Consider the following 17,203-nt stretch of genomic DNA (forward strand, 5'->3'; position numbering starts at 1 on the left):
CTGCTTGTGCAGACCCTCATCGACCTCGAGGCCGCCGTGGTGTTCGCCGTTCCTCTCCGTGGCGGCGGCACCCACGAGGGCATGATGCTCGAGGGACCGCAGGGCTGGGGCGAGTTCAGCCCGCCCGCGGACTGTCCCGATGAGCTGCTTGGACGGTGGCTCACCGCCGCCACCGAGGTGGGCACGGTCGGCTGGCCGGACGCCGTGCGCGGTCGCGTCCCCGTCGCCGTCGGTGTCGGTGCCGTCGACCCCGGTCGTGCGCAAGCGCGAGTCCTCGAATCGGGATGCCGGACCGCCACGGTGGAGGTGCACGGTGCGACGGGCGAGGACATCGATCGCGTGGCGGCTGTCCGTGCGGCGCTGGGCCCCGACGGGAACATCCGGTGTGATGCGCGGGAGCGCTGGGACGCCGAGAGCGCGGCGAGTGCGATCGGGGCGCTGGACCGCGCCGCCGGTGGCCTGGAGTTCGTCGCACGGCCCTGCGCCGACCACGAGCAGCTGCGCGCCGTACGACGCCTGGTCGACGTTCCGATCGCCGTCCACGCTGCACCCGATCTGGAGTTGCGCGGCCTCGCCGATATCGCGATCCTGCACGGCGGTGCTCTCGGTGGCGCCCGGCGGGCCCTGCGCGTCGCAGAGATCAGCGGCCTGCCCTGTGTGGTGACCTCGGGCGAGCAGACCAGCGTCGGCGCAGCCGTCGGGGTGGCCCTTGCCGGCGCGCTGCCGACGCTGCCCTTCGCCTGCGAGCTGGCCGCGGGGCTGGTGCTGGCTGGGGATCCCGTCGTGGCCTCGCGAAGTCTCGTCCCGGTCGATGGGTTCCTGCCGGTCGCACCGATGTCGCCGGCACCGCAGCTGCCCGCGGCCTACAAGGTGACGGATCCGGAACGAATCCGGTGGTGGCGCAGACGTCTGCAGAGCGCGATTGCACAATGAGGTCATGACCTCCGTGTCCACCCCGCAGGTTCTCCTGGGCCGCGCTCTCGACCCGGCGAACCGGGTCGACCCCTATCCGGTGTACCGCCAGCTACGTGAATACGGGCCGCTGCAGATCCCCGAGATCAGCCTGACGGTGTTGTCTTCCTACGCGCATTGCGATGCCGTGCTGCGGCATCCGGCAGCGGCCAGCGACCGCATGAAGTCGGCCATCGCGCAGCGCCAGATTGCGGCAGGAGAACAGCCTCGTCCATTCGGTCTGGCCGGACTCGTCGACAAGCGGCGCACGCCGGCCTTCCTGTTCCTGGACCCGCCCGACCACACCCGGCTGCGCAAGCTGGTGGCCAAGGCGTTCGCGCCGCGGGTGATCAACCAGTTGCGCCAGGAGATCGTCAGCACCGTCGATTCTTTGCTGGACACTGCTCAGGAGCGTGGCGAATTCGATGCGGTCACCGGGCTGGCCTATCCGGTCGCGGTGGCAGTCATCTGCAGACTGCTCGGTGTTCCTGTCGAGGACGAACCGAAGTTCGGGATCGCCTCCACCCTGCTGGCCCAGACGGTCGATCCGTTCCTCTCGGCCACCGGCGAGGTGCCCGAGGGATTCACCGACCGCATCGAGGCCGGTAAGTGGTTGCGGCGTTACTTCCGCGACCTCATCAGCGCGCGGCGCCGCAACCCCGGTGACGACCTCATCTCCGCGCTGATCGCCGTGGAAGAGTCCGGGGACCAGTTGTCCGAGGACGAGATCATCTCGACCTGCAATCTGCTGCTCATCGCCGGACACGAGTCGACGGTCAGCATGATGGCGACTGCGGTACTGGCCATGCTTCGCGACAAGCAGCAGTGGGCGGCTCTGGGTAAAGACCCGAAGCGCGCATTGCGGGTCATCGAGGAGACGTTGCGCTTCGATCCGGCCGCGCAGTTGCTCGGCCGCGTCGCCGCTGAGGACATCACCATCGGGGATCTGCATATCCCGAAGGGCGACACCATGATCGTGCTGTTGGCCGCGGCCCACCGCGACCCGGCTGCCAACGCCAACCCGGACGTCTTCGACCCGGACCGTGCAGTCATCCGGCATCTCGGCTTCGGCCATGGTGCGCATTTCTGTCTCGGCGCGCCCTTGGTGCGGCTGGAAGCATCGATCGTGTTGTCGGCGGTGACGAAGCGGTTTCCGAATGCCGAACTCGGCGGCGAGCCCGCGTACAAACCCAATGTCACGCTGCGCGGCATGTTGTCGTTGCCGGTGACCGTGTAGCGGCACCCACGATCTTCAAAAGGGCGGCGGATCGCCGTCGAGGGCGATAGCGGTGGCGTTGCGGGTGCGTTCGGCGTTGATGCGGTATTCGCGGTCGCGTTGTCGGGTGTGTTGGCGTCGCGGGATGTCGGGTTCGCGGTCGCCGAGATTGCCGCGCTCACCGATCAGGGTGATGTGTCGCGCTCGCGGGATCTCGACCTCAGATGTGTTGTGCCCGAACAGGACCGGCCCGAGCGGCTTTGTTGTGTAGATCTGTCCGGACGGTGAGGTCCACTCGGTGGTGCCGTCGGGGTGGGCGGTGGGGGTCCAGCCGGTTTTCATGGTTTTGAGTAGGTGGTGTTCACGGCAGAGTGGGCGCAGGTTGCCCGGGTGGGTTGCCCCAGCCGGCCACGCGACGACGTGGTCGATATCGCAGTGTTGGGCTGGTTTTCCGCAGCCGGGGAAGCAGCAGGTCATCGCGGTCATGCGGACATAGGCGGCCAGTTTGGCTGAGGGTCGGTAGCGGGGTTCGGAGCCCAGGTCGGTTGCGCTGTTCAGGGGCCGGACTTTCGCGCCGCCGGCGATGAGTTCGGCGAGCAGGTGGGCGGGGATGATGGCCCCGTCGAGGGTGATCCCGGCACCCAGTCGGGTGCTGGCGGCTGGGGCGGTAGGTGCGGCGGGCGTCGAGGGTGGCTGTGGCTCGGCCTCCGACGGCGTGGCTGTTGGCTCTTTGGGTGCTGCCGGTCCGGTCCTCGGGTCCTGCCTACCGCTGCCATCAGGTTCGGGCCTCGACGCGGGCTTCACCCCGTGCCCGGTGTCGGGTTCTTGTCCGGTGAGCACGTAGATGGTGACCGCACCGGCCCGGGGATCCTTGCCCGATCCTGCGCAGTCGGGGTTACCGCACAGGCACGTCAAGGTTTCGGCTCCGGCCAGGACGGCGGCCAGGGCGTCGGCGCGGCGTTCGGCCACGGTGCGGGGATCACCGTCGCAGACACTGTTGGCGAGGGTGGTGAGGCGGTTGTCGCTGATCGCGGCGTCGGTGGCACGCATCCGTCCCCAGAACGACACCACCCCATCAGGGTCATCGGTGTCGCCGAAGTCGATATAGCGGTCTTTGGCCGCGGCTCTGGATCGGATGACCGCGATCGGATCGAACTTATGCACCCAGAAGTCGACCGCCCGGATCAGCGCGGTCTCCGATAAAGCCCCGTATTGGTGGGCGGTGCCGGCGATCCCGGCGTCGATCAACCCCAACGCGTCCTCGTCCGTGACGAGTTGGGTCCGCCAGGTGATCGCGTTGATGACCTTGGCCGAGACCAACCCGCGGGCGAACGCCTCAGCGGTCCTCGGTAGCCGATCACGCAGGGCCATCGCGATGCGCATCTGGGCGCTGGCGGCCCGCGGACCAAGTGTGCAGGCGGCACTGATCTCGGCTTTGGCCAACGCCCAACCGTCGATCAACCGCAACGCCGACGATTCGTCTTCGTCCTCGCAGTGCCGGGCGGTGACCTCGGCCACCAACGCAAGCCGCCGGGCCGCCGCGGCCGCCTCGGCACGGGTGGCATCGGTGACCGCGGCGATGAGCTCTTCATCGCTCAGCTCCGACAACCCCGATCGTTCGAACATATGAGCGAGTTTACTTCGGTGCACTGACACGAGTGGCCGGCCGAGCGTCTAGTCCTGCACCGCCTTGGCGATGGCTACACACCTGGTCAGGTAGCGCTCATCGGGAACGGTGTTCTCGGTGAGCTCCCACATCGCGTCGTGCATCATCCGGATGATGACCCAGGCCCTGGCCCGGTCGGCGTCGAACCCGGCGGTTTCGACCAGCGTGTAGAACCGCCGCCGCACTCCTTCTCGGATGTAACCCTCCAACTCGTCGAAACGGTCGAACAGCATCGGTGCCAGCTCATAATGCGGGTCGCCACTCATCGGTTTGGGATCGATCACCAACCAGGGCTCCCGGTCGGCGGCCAGCACGTTCTCGTAGTGCAGGTCGCCGTGGATGAGCGTGCCATTGCTGGCCGGGTCGCTCACCAGGTCGCCGCCCAGACTCAACGCCTGTTCCACCAATCGATGGGGCAACGCCGCACTGCGGGGCAGTTCGGCCAGCCCCGAGTTCCACTTCTCGATGAATCCCACCAGTGGACGCAGCTGGGGTGGGGCCGGCACATGCAGGTGTCCGTACAGTCCTGCCACGATCTCGCAGGCCTCGATGTCCCACACCTCGTTCAGGTTCTGCTGCCTCAAGCGTTCCAGTAACAGGGCACGCCGGTGCGGATCAGCGCTGAGCAGTCGCACCGAGCCGATCCCGCCCCACCGGCGCAACGCCAGATGCTCGTGTTCGGACTCGTCGTCGGGGAACGCCACCTTGAGCATGGCCGCCACCCCATCGGCGGTCCGGACCGGCAGGACCAAGGAGCAGAAGCCGTGTAGTGCCGAACCGTCGACGGCGAGGCTCCAGTCCTGTACTGCGCCCGCGGTGCGAGTCGGCAGATCATCGACCCAGCGTTGCCATTCCGGGCCGCGGGCGGCCATCGCGCGGACCCCGTCGGGCAGGTCGATCACCCTGTCGATGCTGCCACGAAACCGAGTGAGCCACTGTGACAGACTGATCGACATGGCACAGATAACGCTCAAGGGAAACCCCATCAACACCGCTGGTGAACTGCCCGCCGTCGGCACCGCGGCACCGGCGTTCAGCCTCACCGGGACCGATCTGGGAACAGTCAGCAACGACCAGTTCAGCGGCAAGGCGGTCGTGCTCAACATCTTCCCGTCGGTCGACACTCCGGTGTGTGCCACCAGCGTCCGCACCTTCAACGAGCGCGCTGCCGCCACCGGCGCCACGGTGCTCAATGTGTCCAAGGACCTCCCGTTCGCGCAGAAGCGTTTCTGCGGTGCCGAGGGCATCGAGAATGTCGTGACCGCCTCGGCCTTCCGGGACAGCTTCGGCGAGGACTACGGCATCACCATCACCGACGGACCGATGGCCGGCCTGCTGGGTCGCGCGGTGGTCGTCGTGGGTGCAGACGGCAACGTGGCCTACACCGAATTGGTCCCCGAGATCGCCCAGGAGCCGGATTACGACGCAGCCCTCGCTGCGCTGTAGTAAACGGCATCGTCAGCGGCGCCGGCGGGCCGAGCCTGCCGGCGCCGCTTGCTGTCCGGGCGCACCGACCGGCATCGAACGTGTTCCGATTGGGTCACGAAACACCGCCCCGAATCACCGTCCGGTCACGGATGTGTATCTCATTGTCGTTGTGCCGCAGATGGATTGGGCACCGGCGATAAGACTCACCTAGATTGAGCGACAGTGGGCGTCAATTCGGCGCCGATGTATGTGCCGTCCGGAAATGAGTTGACACTGGCGATGAGAAGCTTCTGTGCCTTCGTGCTCGGTCTGGCGATGCTCGCAGTGAGTCCGGGCGTCGCTTCCGCCGATACCTTCAACACGCGTCCGGCGCGTAACCAGCAGGCAGTGGACTATGTGATTGCTCGCGCGCTGTCGCAGCGGGGCGTGCCTTTCGCCTACGGCGGCGGCGATGCCAACGGGCCCACGCTCGGCGTCGTGCGGGAGACACCTCCCGACGCGGCCGATCCCGTGGCCAACCCCATTCCCGGTGGCGTTCCTGGGCTGAACTTCCCCGGCCTGGCACCGCCTGCCGCAGCGACAGTTCCCGGCATGCCGGCCAGCCCGGCGGTGCCGGCGCCGGCCGCCAATGTCGTGGGCTTCGATGCCTCCGGCATCATCGTCTACGCCTTTGCCGGTGTCGGTGTGAAGCTGCCGCGGTCATCGGGGGAGATGTACAAGGTCGGCCAGAAGGTGCTACCCGCGCAGGCGCTCCCGGGAGATCTGATCTTCTTCGGGCCGGAAGGCACCCAGAGTGTCGCGTTGTTCGTCGGTAACGGCCAGATGCTGGAGACGGGGGATTCCGGTGTCACCGTGTCGCCGGTGCGTACCGCGGGCATGACGCCGTATCTCGTACGCATCATCGCCTGACCTGACCAGCCGCCTCATCGGCGAGCAGACGCTTCTGCCCCCGGAATCAACCGATTCCGGGGGCAGAAGCGTCTGCTCGCGAGGTGTCAGTGCACCGGCAGCGCGTTGTTGCGGCGCAGAACGAAGAAGTACGGCCGGCGTCCGCCGCGATAATCCATCGCGCCGATGACGGTGTCCTCGTCGATCTTTCGGAAGACGTCGTTGATCGGCAGGTTGTCGTAGATCATCGTCGCGCTGTCCACACCGCGATAGCGGGTTGTGCGCAGCCGCGCCTTGGCTGATTTCGTGCGCAGCGCCGGCCGTAGGGCTGAGATCGGCTGCACCAGTGAGAGATTCCGGACGGCTGGAACCTTCGTCGCGAGACCGAGTCCGCCGAATGCCAGCACCGGGTTCAGCGCCCACAGGGCCGTGCCACCGTCTTTGGGGAACAGCAGCGGGTGCACGTTCTCCTCGTCGATGAACTGCTTGCCCCACCAACCGCTCGCTTCCAAGAGACCGTCCATCGCATGTGCAGTGGGCAATTCGGCACCCTCCCAGGTTCCGAACATGAAGTCCGGTTCGACCGCCGGGGCGGCATCGAAGAGGGCGGTCGCCTCGTCGGTGGAGGTCGGCACGGTGGTCAGAACATCCTGAACAAGCATGCCGTCAGAGTACTTGACAGGTGTCAAGTACTCAATCGTGCAACTGGCGTCAACGGGCGTAATGTCACGTCAGTGCGGTATCTCGTCGATGCGATGAACGTCGTCGGGGCCCGGCCTGATGGCTGGTGGCGTGATCGGCAGGGCGCGCTGACGGCACTCGTGGGGCGACTCGAGGTCTTCGCCGAACGGGAGCGCGCCGAGGTGACGGTGGTATTCGAGCGACCGCTGCCCATCGGTTCCTCGGTGATCAATGTGGCGAGCGCTCCGGCGGCGGCTGCCAACTCCGCCGACGACGAGATCATCCGCTTGCTCGGAGCCGACGACAATCCGCATGACTTCGTGGTCGTCACCTCGGACGCATCGCTGGCCGCCCGAGTGCGGGCCGCCGGTGCGCAGACGTTGGCCGCGGGCCGGTTCCGCGCTGATCTGGACCGACTGGATCGTCACGGTGCGCCGTGATCAGCAGAATGATCCGCGAAAATTAGGCGATGGCGGCGCGCACTGGGTACGCTGTCCTGGTACGTCGCACCCTGTAAGGCGACGTGTCTGTGTTCGGCCGAGCCGCGGCCGGGTGTCAGTTCCACCCCATTGCAGCCCTGTGCCGGCGATCGCACACCCCATTCGACCGTGACGAGAACCAGTAGTCGGCGGTCGTACCCTCAATCTTGGCTGCATGACGGCAGCCAAAGTTCGAAGAAGAGAGAACAAACAGCATGACTGAAGGAACCGTGAAGTGGTTCAACGGCGAAAAGGGCTTCGGCTTCATCGCTCCTGACAACGGTGCAGCGGACGTGTTCGTCCACTACTCCGAGATCCAGTCCAGCGGATACCGCAGCCTGGAAGAGAACCAGCGGGTGAAGTTCGACATCACCCAGGGCGCCAAGGGCCCCCAGGCCGTCTCGGTCTCGGTTATCTAGACCAACTCGTACGGAAACCCCGCGGTACCCGATCACCGGGCCGCGGGGTTTCTGGCGTTTGGTGCGTACTCGATCGGAAAGCCTTGCCGTCAAGCGCATCCCAAATCGTGTGCAAGGCGGCGGCACGGGGATTCCGCTGCGGTCGACAACGTCAGTATGGTGTCGACAATGGCTCCCGATAACCCGGAAGACACCGCGCACAACCGTCTTCTGCGCCGCGGCCTACGCGGCGCCCTGCGCGGACGTCGAGACCCGGCCCCGATCGCAGGCCAACGTCGACGCAGTACCAACAGGGTGGGTGACGTCCACACCCGTAAGGTCCTCGACCTGACCATCCGGCTGGCCGAGGTCATGCTCTCGTCGGGCTCTGGAACCGCCGATATCGTGGCAACTGCCCAGGATGTCGCCCAGGCGTATCAGCTCACCGACTGCGTCGTCGACATCACCTTCTCGACCATCATCGTCTCAGCACTGCCCACCGCGGACAGCCCGCCGTTGACCATCGTCAGGTCGGTGCGGCACCGCGCGACCGATTACACGCGGCTCGCCGAATTAGACAATTTGGTCCGGCGGATCACCTCCGGCGGAGTCACCGTCGAGCAGGCGCACGACGCGATGGACGAGCTGAGCGAACGACCGCATCCGTATCCGCGGTGGATGGCCACCGCGTGCTGGTCGGGTTTTGCCCTCGGTATCGCAATGCTGCTCGGCGGCACCTGGCAGATCTGCCTGTTGGCGGCGGCCACCTCGGCGGTCATCGATCGGATCGGACGGCTGCTGAACCGGGTGGGCACCCCGTTCTTCTTCCAGCACGCCGTCGGCGCCGCCATCGCCACCTTGGTCGCGGTGGCCGCGTACCGGTTCGCTGAACAGAACCCGACCGCGCTGGTGGCCACCGGCATCGTGATGCTGTTGTCCGGCATGACGCTCGTCGGTTCCGTCCAGGACGCACTGACCGGGCACATGGTGACCGCGGTCGGCCGGCTGGGTGATGCGCTGTTCCTCACTGCCGGCATCGTGGCAGGCATCGTCGCGGGTCTGCAGATCGCCAACCTGGCCGGCATCCAGATCGAATTGCACATCGATGCAACACAATCGATCATCGTGCCGAGTGGTCCGCTGAAGATCGGGATCGCGGTGCTGGGCGCGGCACTGGCCGGCGTGTTCCTCACCTTGGCGTCCTACGCGCCACTGCGGTCGGTGCTTACCGCCGGGGCCGCCGCCGGTACCGCGCAGGCAGTGCTGATCGGGCTCGGGCATGCGCAGTTCGGTGTCGTCTTCGCCACCGGCATCGCCTCGGTGGGCGTCGGCCTGCTGGCCACCGTCATCTCCATCCGGCGGCAGGCGCCGGCCTTGGTCATCGCGACCGCGGGCATCACTCCGATGCTGCCTGGTCTGGCTGTCTTCAGGTCGGTGTTCTTCTTCGCGGTGGACGAGCGCTATATCGACGGTATCGCGCAGTTACTGTCCGCGGTGGCCATCGCCCTCGCCATTGGCAGTGGGGTGGTCATGGGTGAATTGCTGGGGTCACCCTTGCGCTACCGCGCCGGCCGCGTGGGCGATTTCGTCCGCATCGAAGGACCTCCCGGTCTGCGTCGCGCGGTCGGTCGGGTGGTGCGGCTGCAGCCCGCCGACAGTGCTTCGCCTGGTGGCAATGCCGTGCGTGCGCGCAGTGTGGCACTGGAACCGGAAACCGCGGACCGAGCCGACGAAGCGGCCGACGAGAACAGCGATCCGGATCCACGCGAACCCCGATGACGCTGCCCGGGATGGTGGCACCTTTGCGCATCGTGTGACGCGTGAGCCTGGAGACGCTAGCCTTCTCGCAGGCATGCCCGACGACATCATGACGGGGCCGAGGCATGACCGGAGAGGACGAACAGCGGTGATCACCGAACGAGGGCTATCGGCCCTGCGACTCGCGGTCGCGAGCGCACTGGCCGGGATGGCCCTGACGACGGCGGGTCTCGCCGGCGCCGAACCCGCGCCAGTCCCGCCCGGCCAGCCCCTGCCGCCCGGTCAGCCCGTGGTTCTCGGTCCCGGCGAAATGCCGGTGGCTGCGCCCGCCCCGCCGCCCGTCGGTGCACCGCCGGTTCCCGAGATCAGCAATCCGGTCTACGGCCAGGGGCAGACGCCGGGAGCCGGCGGCTACATCAGGGATCTCTGGCGGGCCTTCCAGACCGGCAACCCGATGGACGCCCTCGTGGCGGATCCGAGCGCCGCGCCCGGCGGGGCACCGCCCGGGGCCGGACCGGCGCCCAAGCTGCCGCCCGGCTACACATCGCTGACCGATCCGGCGTCCTCGACCCCAGCCCTCGAACGCGCGCCCGGGGTGGGCGGTCCGCCGCTGCCACCTGGATTCGTGTCACTGTCCGATCCCGCACCGCCCGCGGACGTTCTTCCCATCGGTGCACCGGGCGCTGCGCCCGCCGACGTCCCGCACCCGGCGGCACCGCCGCCGCCCCCTGCCCCGGTCGGCCCGCCGCCGCCACCGATGATCATCGCCAACCAGTAGCGCTCACCGCAGGCCTGAGCGCCACTTCTCCAGCGCCCGCCGTTCCCGCTTGGTGGGCCTGCCCGCACCGCGGTCTCGTACTGCTACGGCTGGTTCGACGACAGCCGGGGTTGGCGGGGTGCGGTCCAGATAGCAGCTGACCGCGTCTGCCGCGCCCACGCGTTTCGGTATCACCCGGACCACCTCGACGACGCGTTCGCGGTCACCCAATCGCGCCTTCACCCGGTCGCCGGGCACCACCGGCGTCGACGGTTTGGCGACTCGATCGTTGACCCGCACGTGCCCGCCGCGGCAGGCCGCCGCGGCATCGGGCCGGGTCTTGGTCAGCCGGACCGCCCAGAGCCACCGGTCGATCCTCGTCGATTCCACCGATCGATGATCGCACCATCGGCGCGGCCCACCGGTCAGGCGGCGGGCATGACCCGTGCGGCGACGTAGGAGGCTGCCTCGTTGGTCATCCCGTTGATGCCATACATGGCGTGCGCCATCGAGGGCACGGCGCCCGGGGTCCCGTCGCAGATCGTGTCACCGGGGGCGCACAGCTCGATGGTCTTGGGTGCGTATCGCGGGCCGATGGTTCCGATGGGCGCGCCGAACTGATTGAGGAATGCCTGCGACGGATTGCCAAGCAGCACGACCGCGGCCACATGGTCGGATACCTCATCGGGTAGCGGACTCGGGAGGTAGGAGAGGTACTCGCTCGGAACACCTTGTGGTACGGCATCGGCGGTGACGTATCCGGCGACCACCGCGCCCTGCGAGAAGCCGCCGAGGACGATTTTGGTTTCGGGGCAAGCGGCTGCGGTTGCCTGGATGTGCGACCCCGCGTCGCGCACACCATCGACGACGTTCTGCGCGAACGGAATTCGATCCGTGAAGTTGCTACTTGCCGGGTAGTTGACCGCATAGACAGCGACCGACTTCCCCGGCGTCTGGGCGCGCAGGGCGTCGACGAACGCCTGGCCTGTCCCACCGACCCCCGGTGCTTCGGACGTGCCCCGGGCGAAGACGAGCTCGACATCGGGACAGGCCGGCTCGGCGGCCGCCACAGGTGCCGCCCCGACTGCCAGTCCGGCCGTCAGCAAAGCTCCAGCACCGAGAAATCGGGCAGATTGACCAAGGCTCATCGGGCACTCCTTCGGTGATTCGCCGTGCCCGCCTGCTGGCAGATGGCGACCTGCCCATCTGTACCCCTGTCATTTGCTGCCGAAACAGTGCCTGCACACTGACAGGCCGACCGAACCTGCTCAGGCCAGTCGGCCCGCGGCGGCAGCAGCGGCGGCGGCGACCAGTCCGTTGACCGGATAGGTGACGTGCACCAGCGATCCGAGCAGCGACGCGGGAGAAGACCCGTCACAGATGTTGTCTCCGGGCGCGCACAGATCCAGCGACCGCCCCGCATATTGCGATCCGATGTTCGCAGCCGGTGCGCCATACCGGGACAGCAGCCCTGCGGACGGCTTACCGAACAGCACCACACCTGCGATCCGGTCGGTCACCGGCACGGGGATGTCGGAGGTACTGACATAGGCCGCGACCGCCGCGCCCTGGGAGTAGCCACCGAGGATGAACCGGGTGTTCGGGCAGTTCGCTGCCGTCGTCCTGATCCTGGCACCGGCGTCGGCGACACCGTCGAACATCGTGGACGGGAAGACCGCGCGGTTGTCGAAATCACCGGTCGCCGGGTAATTGACGGCATAGGAGTCGATGGTCTTGCCCGGGGACTGGGCGCGAAGCGCGTCGACGAACGCTTGCCCGGTACTCCCGAGGCCCGGTGGCTCATCGCTGCCGCGGGCGAATACGACTTCGGCATCGGGACAGGCTGCCGCCCCCGCGCCCGGCGCCCCGCCGGTTGCCAGCGCCGACGCGACGAGCGCGCACACTGTCGACACCCGGAGCCCTCGGCCAATCCCCATGTGCGGCATGCTACCCGCGAAGCTCGTCGAGGACACCCCGGCGAGCAAACGAGACGCGGGATGTCACACCCTGCCGCGTCAGTCCGAGGACGGTGTTCTGGCCACTGCTTTGGCGACGAAATCGGCTGCCTGAAGGGCCATTCCATTACTCTTGTAGGCACTGTGGGCTGCGCGGTCCAAGCCACCGGGCGCGCACACCGGATCGCCGGGCGCACACAGCTGAATGGTCTTGGCGGCATAGAGCGGCCCCACGGTGATCGGTGGCGCATTGCGGTCCACCAGATCGAGGAACCAATTGTCGGGCGTGCCGAACAGCGCCACGGCGGCCACATGCGGCGCCACGGTCGGCGGCATCGGACCGGCAAGTCCGGGAGGAAGGGTGAGACCCGCCGGAACCGCGTCGAACGTCGTGTAACCGGCGACCGCGGCGCCCTGGGAGTAACCACCCAGCACGATCTTGGTTGCCGGACAAGTGTTGGCGATGTACTGGATGCGATTGCTGGCATCGGTGATGCCGTTGGCCGCAGCCTGGAAATCCAGGGACGCCGGATAGTTGACCGGGTAGACGTCGACCGACGCACCGCCGAGCAGCGGGGTGAGTGCGTCAACGAAGGCCTGCCCGGTCGCACCGATGCCGGGCGCCTCGAAAGTGCCCCGCGCGAAGACGATCTCGATATCCGGACACGCCGGCGGGGCCGCGGCCGCCGGCGCCGCCACCAGTGGACTGATCGCCACCACCCACAGCAACACGACGGTGACGGCGAGATGATGGATACGGCGTGATCGGACACGTTCGAACAGTGCGGAGGTCATGGCGGTCCTTGGGGAGCGGGGTTCGTGGTGGATCAAGGATCCCGCATCAGAGTCCGATGCACATTGCCGCAGGCGCACATCGGCGATACCGGCTAGCACCACCTCGTCAGGACCACGGACGCGATCTGGTCAGACGCGCGCCGCGGCGTATGTCGCTGCCTCGGTCACCATGCCGTTGGCGATATAGGTCTGGTGGGCCACCGGATCGAGTCCGTCGGAACAGACCGCATCGTTGATTGCGCACAGGTCAAGGGTTTTCGACACGAAGGCGGCGCCGATCGGTACGTTGGGTTGGCCGATCAGGAAGAGCATTCGGTCGTTGGGCTTGCCGAAGAGCAGCACCGCGTCGACATGCCGGGCGACATCGGCGCTCAATCCTGTGGTGGTTCCGTGGGCGAACGAATTGGGCGGGATTGCCGGCGGGTCGGCGGTGACCAACTGAGCGACGGCCGCGCCCTGTGAGTAACCACCGAGCACAATGCCGGTGTCCGGGCAGTCGGCCGCGACCGCGCGGATACGGTCGGCCGCGTCGTTGACGCCCAAGACCACGGTGGGCCAGTTGTTGCTGGCCGGGTAATTCACGGCATAGCTGTCCACCGTCTTGCCGGTCAGCTGTGCCCGCAGCGCATCGACGAAAGCAGTGCCGACACTGCCCGTACCGGGCAACTCGTCGGTCCCGCGGGCAAAGACCACCTCGACATCGGAACAGTTCGGCGCCGCCGCGGCGTGCGGCGCGGTACCGGGAGCCAGCGCAACAGCGGCCAACGCGCCGAGGATCGAAGTGGTGACCGGAAACAGGCGGCGCCCGATCGCCTCGGTGCGGGTGCACTGGAACATGAATATGATCATGCCATCACCCCGCGGGTCGACCAGACGTTCCGGGCCGCGCCGCACTGAGCACTCGGAGCTAGGAATTGACCCGGACCTGCAGTAATTCTCGACTGACCGCACACGACGCCCTCCCCGGAGCCCTCCCCGGAGCCCTCCCCGGAACGCGGACTGCGGGTACCTGCCGATGAACGCGATACTGGCGCGCACCGCGATCTTCGCCGACGTCGATGCCGAGGCGATGGACACCCTCAGCGAAGAGTTGGAGTGGATGAGCTTTCCGCGCAATCACACGATCTTCGTCGAGGGCGAGCCCGGAGACCGGTTGTACGTGCTCGTCGAGGGCAAGGTGAAGGTCGGCAGGCGCACCGCCGATGGCCGCGAGAGCCTGATTGCGGTGATGGGTCCCGGTGAGACCTTTGGCGAGTTGGCACTGTTCGACCCGGGGCCGCGGACCGCGACCGTGGCCACCTTGACCGAGGTGCGGGTCGCCGCGGTACCGCGCCAGGCGCTCGGCGCATGGATCGCGGAGCGACCGCAGATCGCCGAGCAACTGCTGCGGGTGCTCGCTCGTCGGCTCCGGCGCACCAACGACGACCTGTGCGACATGATCTTCACCGATGTGCCGGGCCGGGTGGCCAAGCAACTGCTTGATCTGACCAAGCGGTTCGGCCGGCCCGACAGCGACGGCCTACGGGTCGATCACGAACTCACCCAACTCGAGCTGGCGCAGCTGGTCGGGTCGTCGCGCGAGACCATCAACAAGGCGTTGTCCGAATTTGCCAACCGCGGCTGGATCCGCCAGCAGGGCAAGACGATCTACGTCATGGAGCCGGCCAAACTGGCCCGACGCGCCCGCTGACCGCCCGGGTCAGTTCATCGCGTCCAGGATTTTGATCGCGAACACCAATGTGTCGCCCTTCTGGATGCCGGCTGCCGGCTGGCCCTCGGGGTAGCCGTCCTGCGGCGTCATGGCGACCGCGACGGTCGATCCGACCTTCTGGCCGGCGATGGCCTTCTGGAATCCGGTGACGACACCGTCGAGGGGGAAGTCCACCGGCCTGCCCGACTGGTAGCTGCTGTCGAAGACGGATCCGTCGCGGCCATTGACACCCATGTAGCAGACCAGCACCTTGGCGTCAGGAGCGACAACCGGACCGTCGCCGGGCTTGAGCGTCTGCACCTGAGTTTCGGTGACGCTGAACGGTCCGTCGACGGTCACCGAGGGTGCGGCGGTCTCGGTCGACCCGATGACCGCGATGTTGCCGGTGGCGCCCGACAGCGTCCACTCCGGGGTGCCGCCTGCCGGTGCCGGCGTGCTCGGGCAACCCTCGGACGTCGCTGTCGGCTGGACGGCGGGAGCGCTCGGCGGGCTGAACACATCCGAGGCCGTCGACGAACTCGCCGCGGGCGCGTCGGCATCTGAGCTGCAGGCGGCCAAGGTCATGGCGGCAGCCGCGGCGCAGGCGGCCATGGTGACAAGGGAGGGCAGACGGGTGACATTCACCCCGGTCACGCTACCTGCGGCGGTCCGGACCACGGCGGGTAGGTGCTGGGGCAACGTGTGGCATCGCGGCGTGGAACCGGCGCGTGGGCCCACCAATGGTGCTCGCGGAGAACGTTAATCAGTTGCGTCGGACGCCGTGTGCGACCAACCTGTAGGCGGGGAAAAACAGTCGAGGGGGGAGTTTCATGGTGGGTTTTCGCGAGGGCGACACGGTGGCGGCGTGCCGCCGACTGGAGGGGATCGACGTGCCGGTCGTCCCGGAGGGAACGATCGGCACGGTCGCGTCCACCACGGTGTTCGGTAATCCGAAACGGGTGCATTTCACTGTGTCGGACACCTGGGGCACCAAACGCTTCCGGGTGAGAGTCCGCCGCGGGGATGTCGAGCCCGTGGACGTCGACGAGCCTGGCGGTGACGAGGATCAGGTGTGACCCAGGTCACGGTGGTGGCGATCCGGTAGATCGGGTAACCGGGGATGTCCACGTACCCAATCCTGCGGAGTCGAAATGGCGAAAGTAGATGTGTCGGTGTCGTCCGACCTGACACCACAGCAGGCCTGGAAACTGGCCTCCGATCTGCAGCGTTTCGACGAATGGTTGACCATCTTCGGTGGCTGGCGCAGTCCTCCGCCTGCCGTCATCGAAGTAGGAACGCAGGTGTCGTCGCTGATCAAGGTGAAGGGTTTTCGAAACACCATCCATTGGCAGGTCACCGAGTATGACGAACCGCGGTTGATCGGAATGCGGGGAACCGGCCGCGGCGGGGTGCACATCGCGCTGACCATGGCGGTCGCCGACAACGACCCCGGTTCTGATCTGCACCTGCAGGCCGAGCTGTCGGGCGGTCTGCTCAACGGACCGATCGGAGCGCTGGTGGCCAAGATGTTGACCGCAGATGTGCGCAAGTCCGTCCAGAACCTCGGCGCGTTGCGTTAGACGCGTGGGCATATTCGGGCTTCAGAACGCCGACAGTGCGTCGTCGATCATCCGGTGCCCTTGCCGTTCGAAATCGCCATCGCCGACCTGGTGCGCCCATACCGCGGTCCCGATCGCTTGGTGGAGTGCCAGCATGCGCCAGCTGTCGGGTTCACGGGGGTCATTTCCGTAGCCGTCGACGAACGCGGTCTGCAGCGCGGGATCGGCCCGCCACTGCTGCGCGGCGAGCCGGCAGAAGTCGGTGGCAGCCGGTCTCCAGGCGAATCGGCCGAAGTCGATGACCCGCACGACGCCGGAGTCGATCAGCCAGTTCCTGGGTTGCCAGTCACCGTGGGTGGGCACCACCGTCACGGGTCGACAGCGGTATTCGCCCAGGATTGTCCTCAGCACCGATTCGGTGCGTGCTGATATGCGGTGCGGCTTGTTCAACCAGGCAAGCGATTTCGCCACCTCGGCCCGCTCCCAGTCCGGGTCGACGAGGTGTCCCACATCGTGGAGGGCGCGCAGGAGCCGACCGGCTCGGTGATAGGTACCGGCAGCGGACTCGGCCGCCGATCCTTGCACGAGTTCTCCCGGTAGGTGGTCGATGACGATCAGTTTTTCGGCACTGTCTCGGTAGCGCAATCGCGGCGCATGCCCGGAGCGAGACAGCGCACCTGTCGCGGTGCGGTAAGCCGTGATCTCGCGGTCGATGTGGTGGTCGGCGGGTCCGGCGGCCTTGATCACCAGCCGGCCCTGCGGACTCTGTACATCGAGTACGACCGTTGCGTGCTCATCCCAGCTCATATCGGCGATCACGCGCGGTTGGGACAGCCAGTACTCGACCAATTCGGCCTGCCGCCGACTGAGCCTGCCGCCGTGCCAAGAATGCACGTGGATCACAGTATTCTTCGACGGCCTCCGTTCGCAACGTGGGCCAAGTACTTGGCGCACAACGTTTTTGAATTCAGGCGCTGATCGC

The 17,203-nt window shown here is 67.1% G+C and carries 21 protein-coding genes; 11 read left to right on the top strand and 10 right to left on the bottom strand.

The window, feature by feature from the left end; genetic code table 11:
• The first annotated feature begins 6 nt into the window (after positions 1-6).
• The gene (locus IC40_RS0114040) at positions 7-933 is read left to right on the top strand and encodes an enolase C-terminal domain-like protein (RefSeq protein WP_030135337.1); all 927 of its coding nucleotides are present in this window, start codon (positions 7-9) and stop codon (positions 931-933) included.
• A gap of 4 nt (positions 934-937) precedes the next feature.
• Positions 938-2,188, top strand: coding sequence for a cytochrome P450 (locus IC40_RS0114045; protein WP_030135338.1), 1,251 nt, complete (start codon positions 938-940; stop codon positions 2,186-2,188).
• Between the two features lie 15 nt (positions 2,189-2,203).
• On the opposite strand, the gene IC40_RS0114050 is transcribed toward IC40_RS0114045, so the two are convergent.
• Positions 2,204-3,793 (bottom strand): HNH endonuclease signature motif containing protein, encoded by a 1,590-nt coding sequence (locus tag IC40_RS0114050; protein WP_036470048.1) that lies wholly within the window; start codon positions 3,791-3,793, stop codon positions 2,204-2,206.
• A gap of 48 nt (positions 3,794-3,841) precedes the next feature.
• Positions 3,842-4,735, bottom strand: a complete 894-nt coding sequence (locus IC40_RS0114055) for an aminoglycoside phosphotransferase family protein (protein ID WP_030135340.1) — start codon at positions 4,733-4,735, stop codon at positions 3,842-3,844.
• Positions 4,736-4,787: 52 nt separating this feature from the next.
• Between IC40_RS0114055 and tpx the strand changes: the two genes are divergently transcribed.
• Both tpx and ripD read left to right on the top strand, forming a co-directional pair.
• On the top strand, positions 4,788-5,279 hold the full coding sequence (tpx, locus tag IC40_RS0114060; RefSeq protein ID WP_030135341.1) for a thiol peroxidase: 492 nt from the start codon (positions 4,788-4,790) through the stop codon (positions 5,277-5,279).
• Between the two features lie 261 nt (positions 5,280-5,540).
• Positions 5,541-6,170 (top strand): NlpC/P60 family peptidoglycan-binding protein RipD, encoded by a 630-nt coding sequence (ripD, locus tag IC40_RS0114065; protein ID WP_030135342.1) that lies wholly within the window; start codon positions 5,541-5,543, stop codon positions 6,168-6,170.
• Between the two features lie 86 nt (positions 6,171-6,256).
• Here ripD and IC40_RS0114070 read toward each other — a convergent pair whose 3' ends face one another.
• The gene (locus IC40_RS0114070) at positions 6,257-6,811 is read right to left on the bottom strand and encodes a DUF4334 domain-containing protein (RefSeq protein WP_030135343.1); all 555 of its coding nucleotides are present in this window, start codon (positions 6,809-6,811) and stop codon (positions 6,257-6,259) included.
• Positions 6,812-6,883: 72 nt separating this feature from the next.
• On the opposite strand from IC40_RS0114070, the gene IC40_RS0114075 reads away from it, so the two are divergent.
• The 4 genes from IC40_RS0114075 (at position 6,884) to IC40_RS0114090 (ending at position 10,243) form a co-directional block, all read left to right on the top strand.
• A complete protein-coding gene (locus IC40_RS0114075; RefSeq protein ID WP_030135344.1) occupies positions 6,884-7,270 on the top strand; it encodes an NYN domain-containing protein in 387 nt (128 codons plus the stop codon).
• Positions 7,271-7,524: 254 nt separating this feature from the next.
• Positions 7,525-7,728, top strand: a complete 204-nt coding sequence (locus IC40_RS0114080; RefSeq protein ID WP_030135345.1) for a cold-shock protein — start codon at positions 7,525-7,527, stop codon at positions 7,726-7,728.
• Positions 7,729-7,896: 168 nt separating this feature from the next.
• Positions 7,897-9,486, top strand: a complete 1,590-nt coding sequence (locus IC40_RS0114085) for a threonine/serine exporter family protein (RefSeq protein WP_030135346.1) — start codon at positions 7,897-7,899, stop codon at positions 9,484-9,486.
• Between the two features lie 127 nt (positions 9,487-9,613).
• Complete coding sequence (locus IC40_RS0114090) at positions 9,614-10,243, top strand: hypothetical protein (protein ID WP_051644343.1); 630 nt, start codon at positions 9,614-9,616, stop codon at positions 10,241-10,243.
• Positions 10,244-10,246: 3 nt separating this feature from the next.
• Here IC40_RS0114090 and IC40_RS0114095 read toward each other — a convergent pair whose 3' ends face one another.
• From IC40_RS0114095 to IC40_RS0114115, 5 genes are all read right to left on the bottom strand, one after another.
• On the bottom strand, positions 10,247-10,612 hold the full coding sequence (locus IC40_RS0114095) for an Hsp15 family ribosome-associated heat shock protein (protein WP_030135348.1): 366 nt from the start codon (positions 10,610-10,612) through the stop codon (positions 10,247-10,249).
• 35 nt (positions 10,613-10,647) lie between these two features.
• Complete coding sequence (locus IC40_RS0114100; RefSeq protein ID WP_030135349.1) at positions 10,648-11,370, bottom strand: cutinase family protein; 723 nt, start codon at positions 11,368-11,370, stop codon at positions 10,648-10,650.
• A 120-nt stretch (positions 11,371-11,490) separates the two neighbouring features.
• Entirely contained in the window at positions 11,491-12,159 is a 669-nt protein-coding gene (locus IC40_RS0114105) for a cutinase family protein (protein WP_051644344.1), read from the bottom strand.
• 78 nt (positions 12,160-12,237) lie between these two features.
• Positions 12,238-12,972, bottom strand: a complete 735-nt coding sequence (locus IC40_RS0114110) for a cutinase family protein (RefSeq protein WP_030135351.1) — start codon at positions 12,970-12,972, stop codon at positions 12,238-12,240.
• A 129-nt stretch (positions 12,973-13,101) separates the two neighbouring features.
• Positions 13,102-13,821, bottom strand: coding sequence for a cutinase family protein (locus IC40_RS0114115; protein WP_234411592.1), 720 nt, complete (start codon positions 13,819-13,821; stop codon positions 13,102-13,104).
• A gap of 166 nt (positions 13,822-13,987) precedes the next feature.
• Between IC40_RS0114115 and IC40_RS0114120 the strand changes: the two genes are divergently transcribed.
• The gene (locus IC40_RS0114120) at positions 13,988-14,662 is read left to right on the top strand and encodes a Crp/Fnr family transcriptional regulator (protein WP_030135353.1); all 675 of its coding nucleotides are present in this window, start codon (positions 13,988-13,990) and stop codon (positions 14,660-14,662) included.
• Between the two features lie 9 nt (positions 14,663-14,671).
• Here the strand turns inward: IC40_RS0114120 and IC40_RS0114125 are convergent, their stop codons facing one another.
• Positions 14,672-15,307, bottom strand: a complete 636-nt coding sequence (locus IC40_RS0114125; protein WP_191293433.1) for an FKBP-type peptidyl-prolyl cis-trans isomerase — start codon at positions 15,305-15,307, stop codon at positions 14,672-14,674.
• A 185-nt stretch (positions 15,308-15,492) separates the two neighbouring features.
• On the opposite strand from IC40_RS0114125, the gene IC40_RS0114130 reads away from it, so the two are divergent.
• Positions 15,493-15,738, top strand: coding sequence for a hypothetical protein (locus IC40_RS0114130; RefSeq protein ID WP_030135355.1), 246 nt, complete (start codon positions 15,493-15,495; stop codon positions 15,736-15,738).
• Between the two features lie 75 nt (positions 15,739-15,813).
• Positions 15,814-16,242 carry a type II toxin-antitoxin system Rv0910 family toxin gene (locus tag IC40_RS0114135; RefSeq protein ID WP_030135356.1) on the top strand — a complete coding sequence of 143 codons (429 nt, stop codon included), beginning with the start codon at positions 15,814-15,816 and terminating at the stop codon, positions 16,240-16,242.
• A gap of 21 nt (positions 16,243-16,263) precedes the next feature.
• Here the strand turns inward: IC40_RS0114135 and IC40_RS0114140 are convergent, their stop codons facing one another.
• Complete coding sequence (locus IC40_RS0114140; RefSeq protein WP_030135357.1) at positions 16,264-17,115, bottom strand: phosphotransferase; 852 nt, start codon at positions 17,113-17,115, stop codon at positions 16,264-16,266.
• Positions 17,116-17,203: the final 88 nt, after the last annotated feature.

Origin of the sequence: Mycolicibacterium neoaurum ATCC 25795, from assembly GCF_000691525.1 — a bacterium.
In the GTDB taxonomy this organism is placed as follows: domain Bacteria; phylum Actinomycetota; class Actinomycetes; order Mycobacteriales; family Mycobacteriaceae; genus Mycobacterium; species Mycobacterium neoaurum.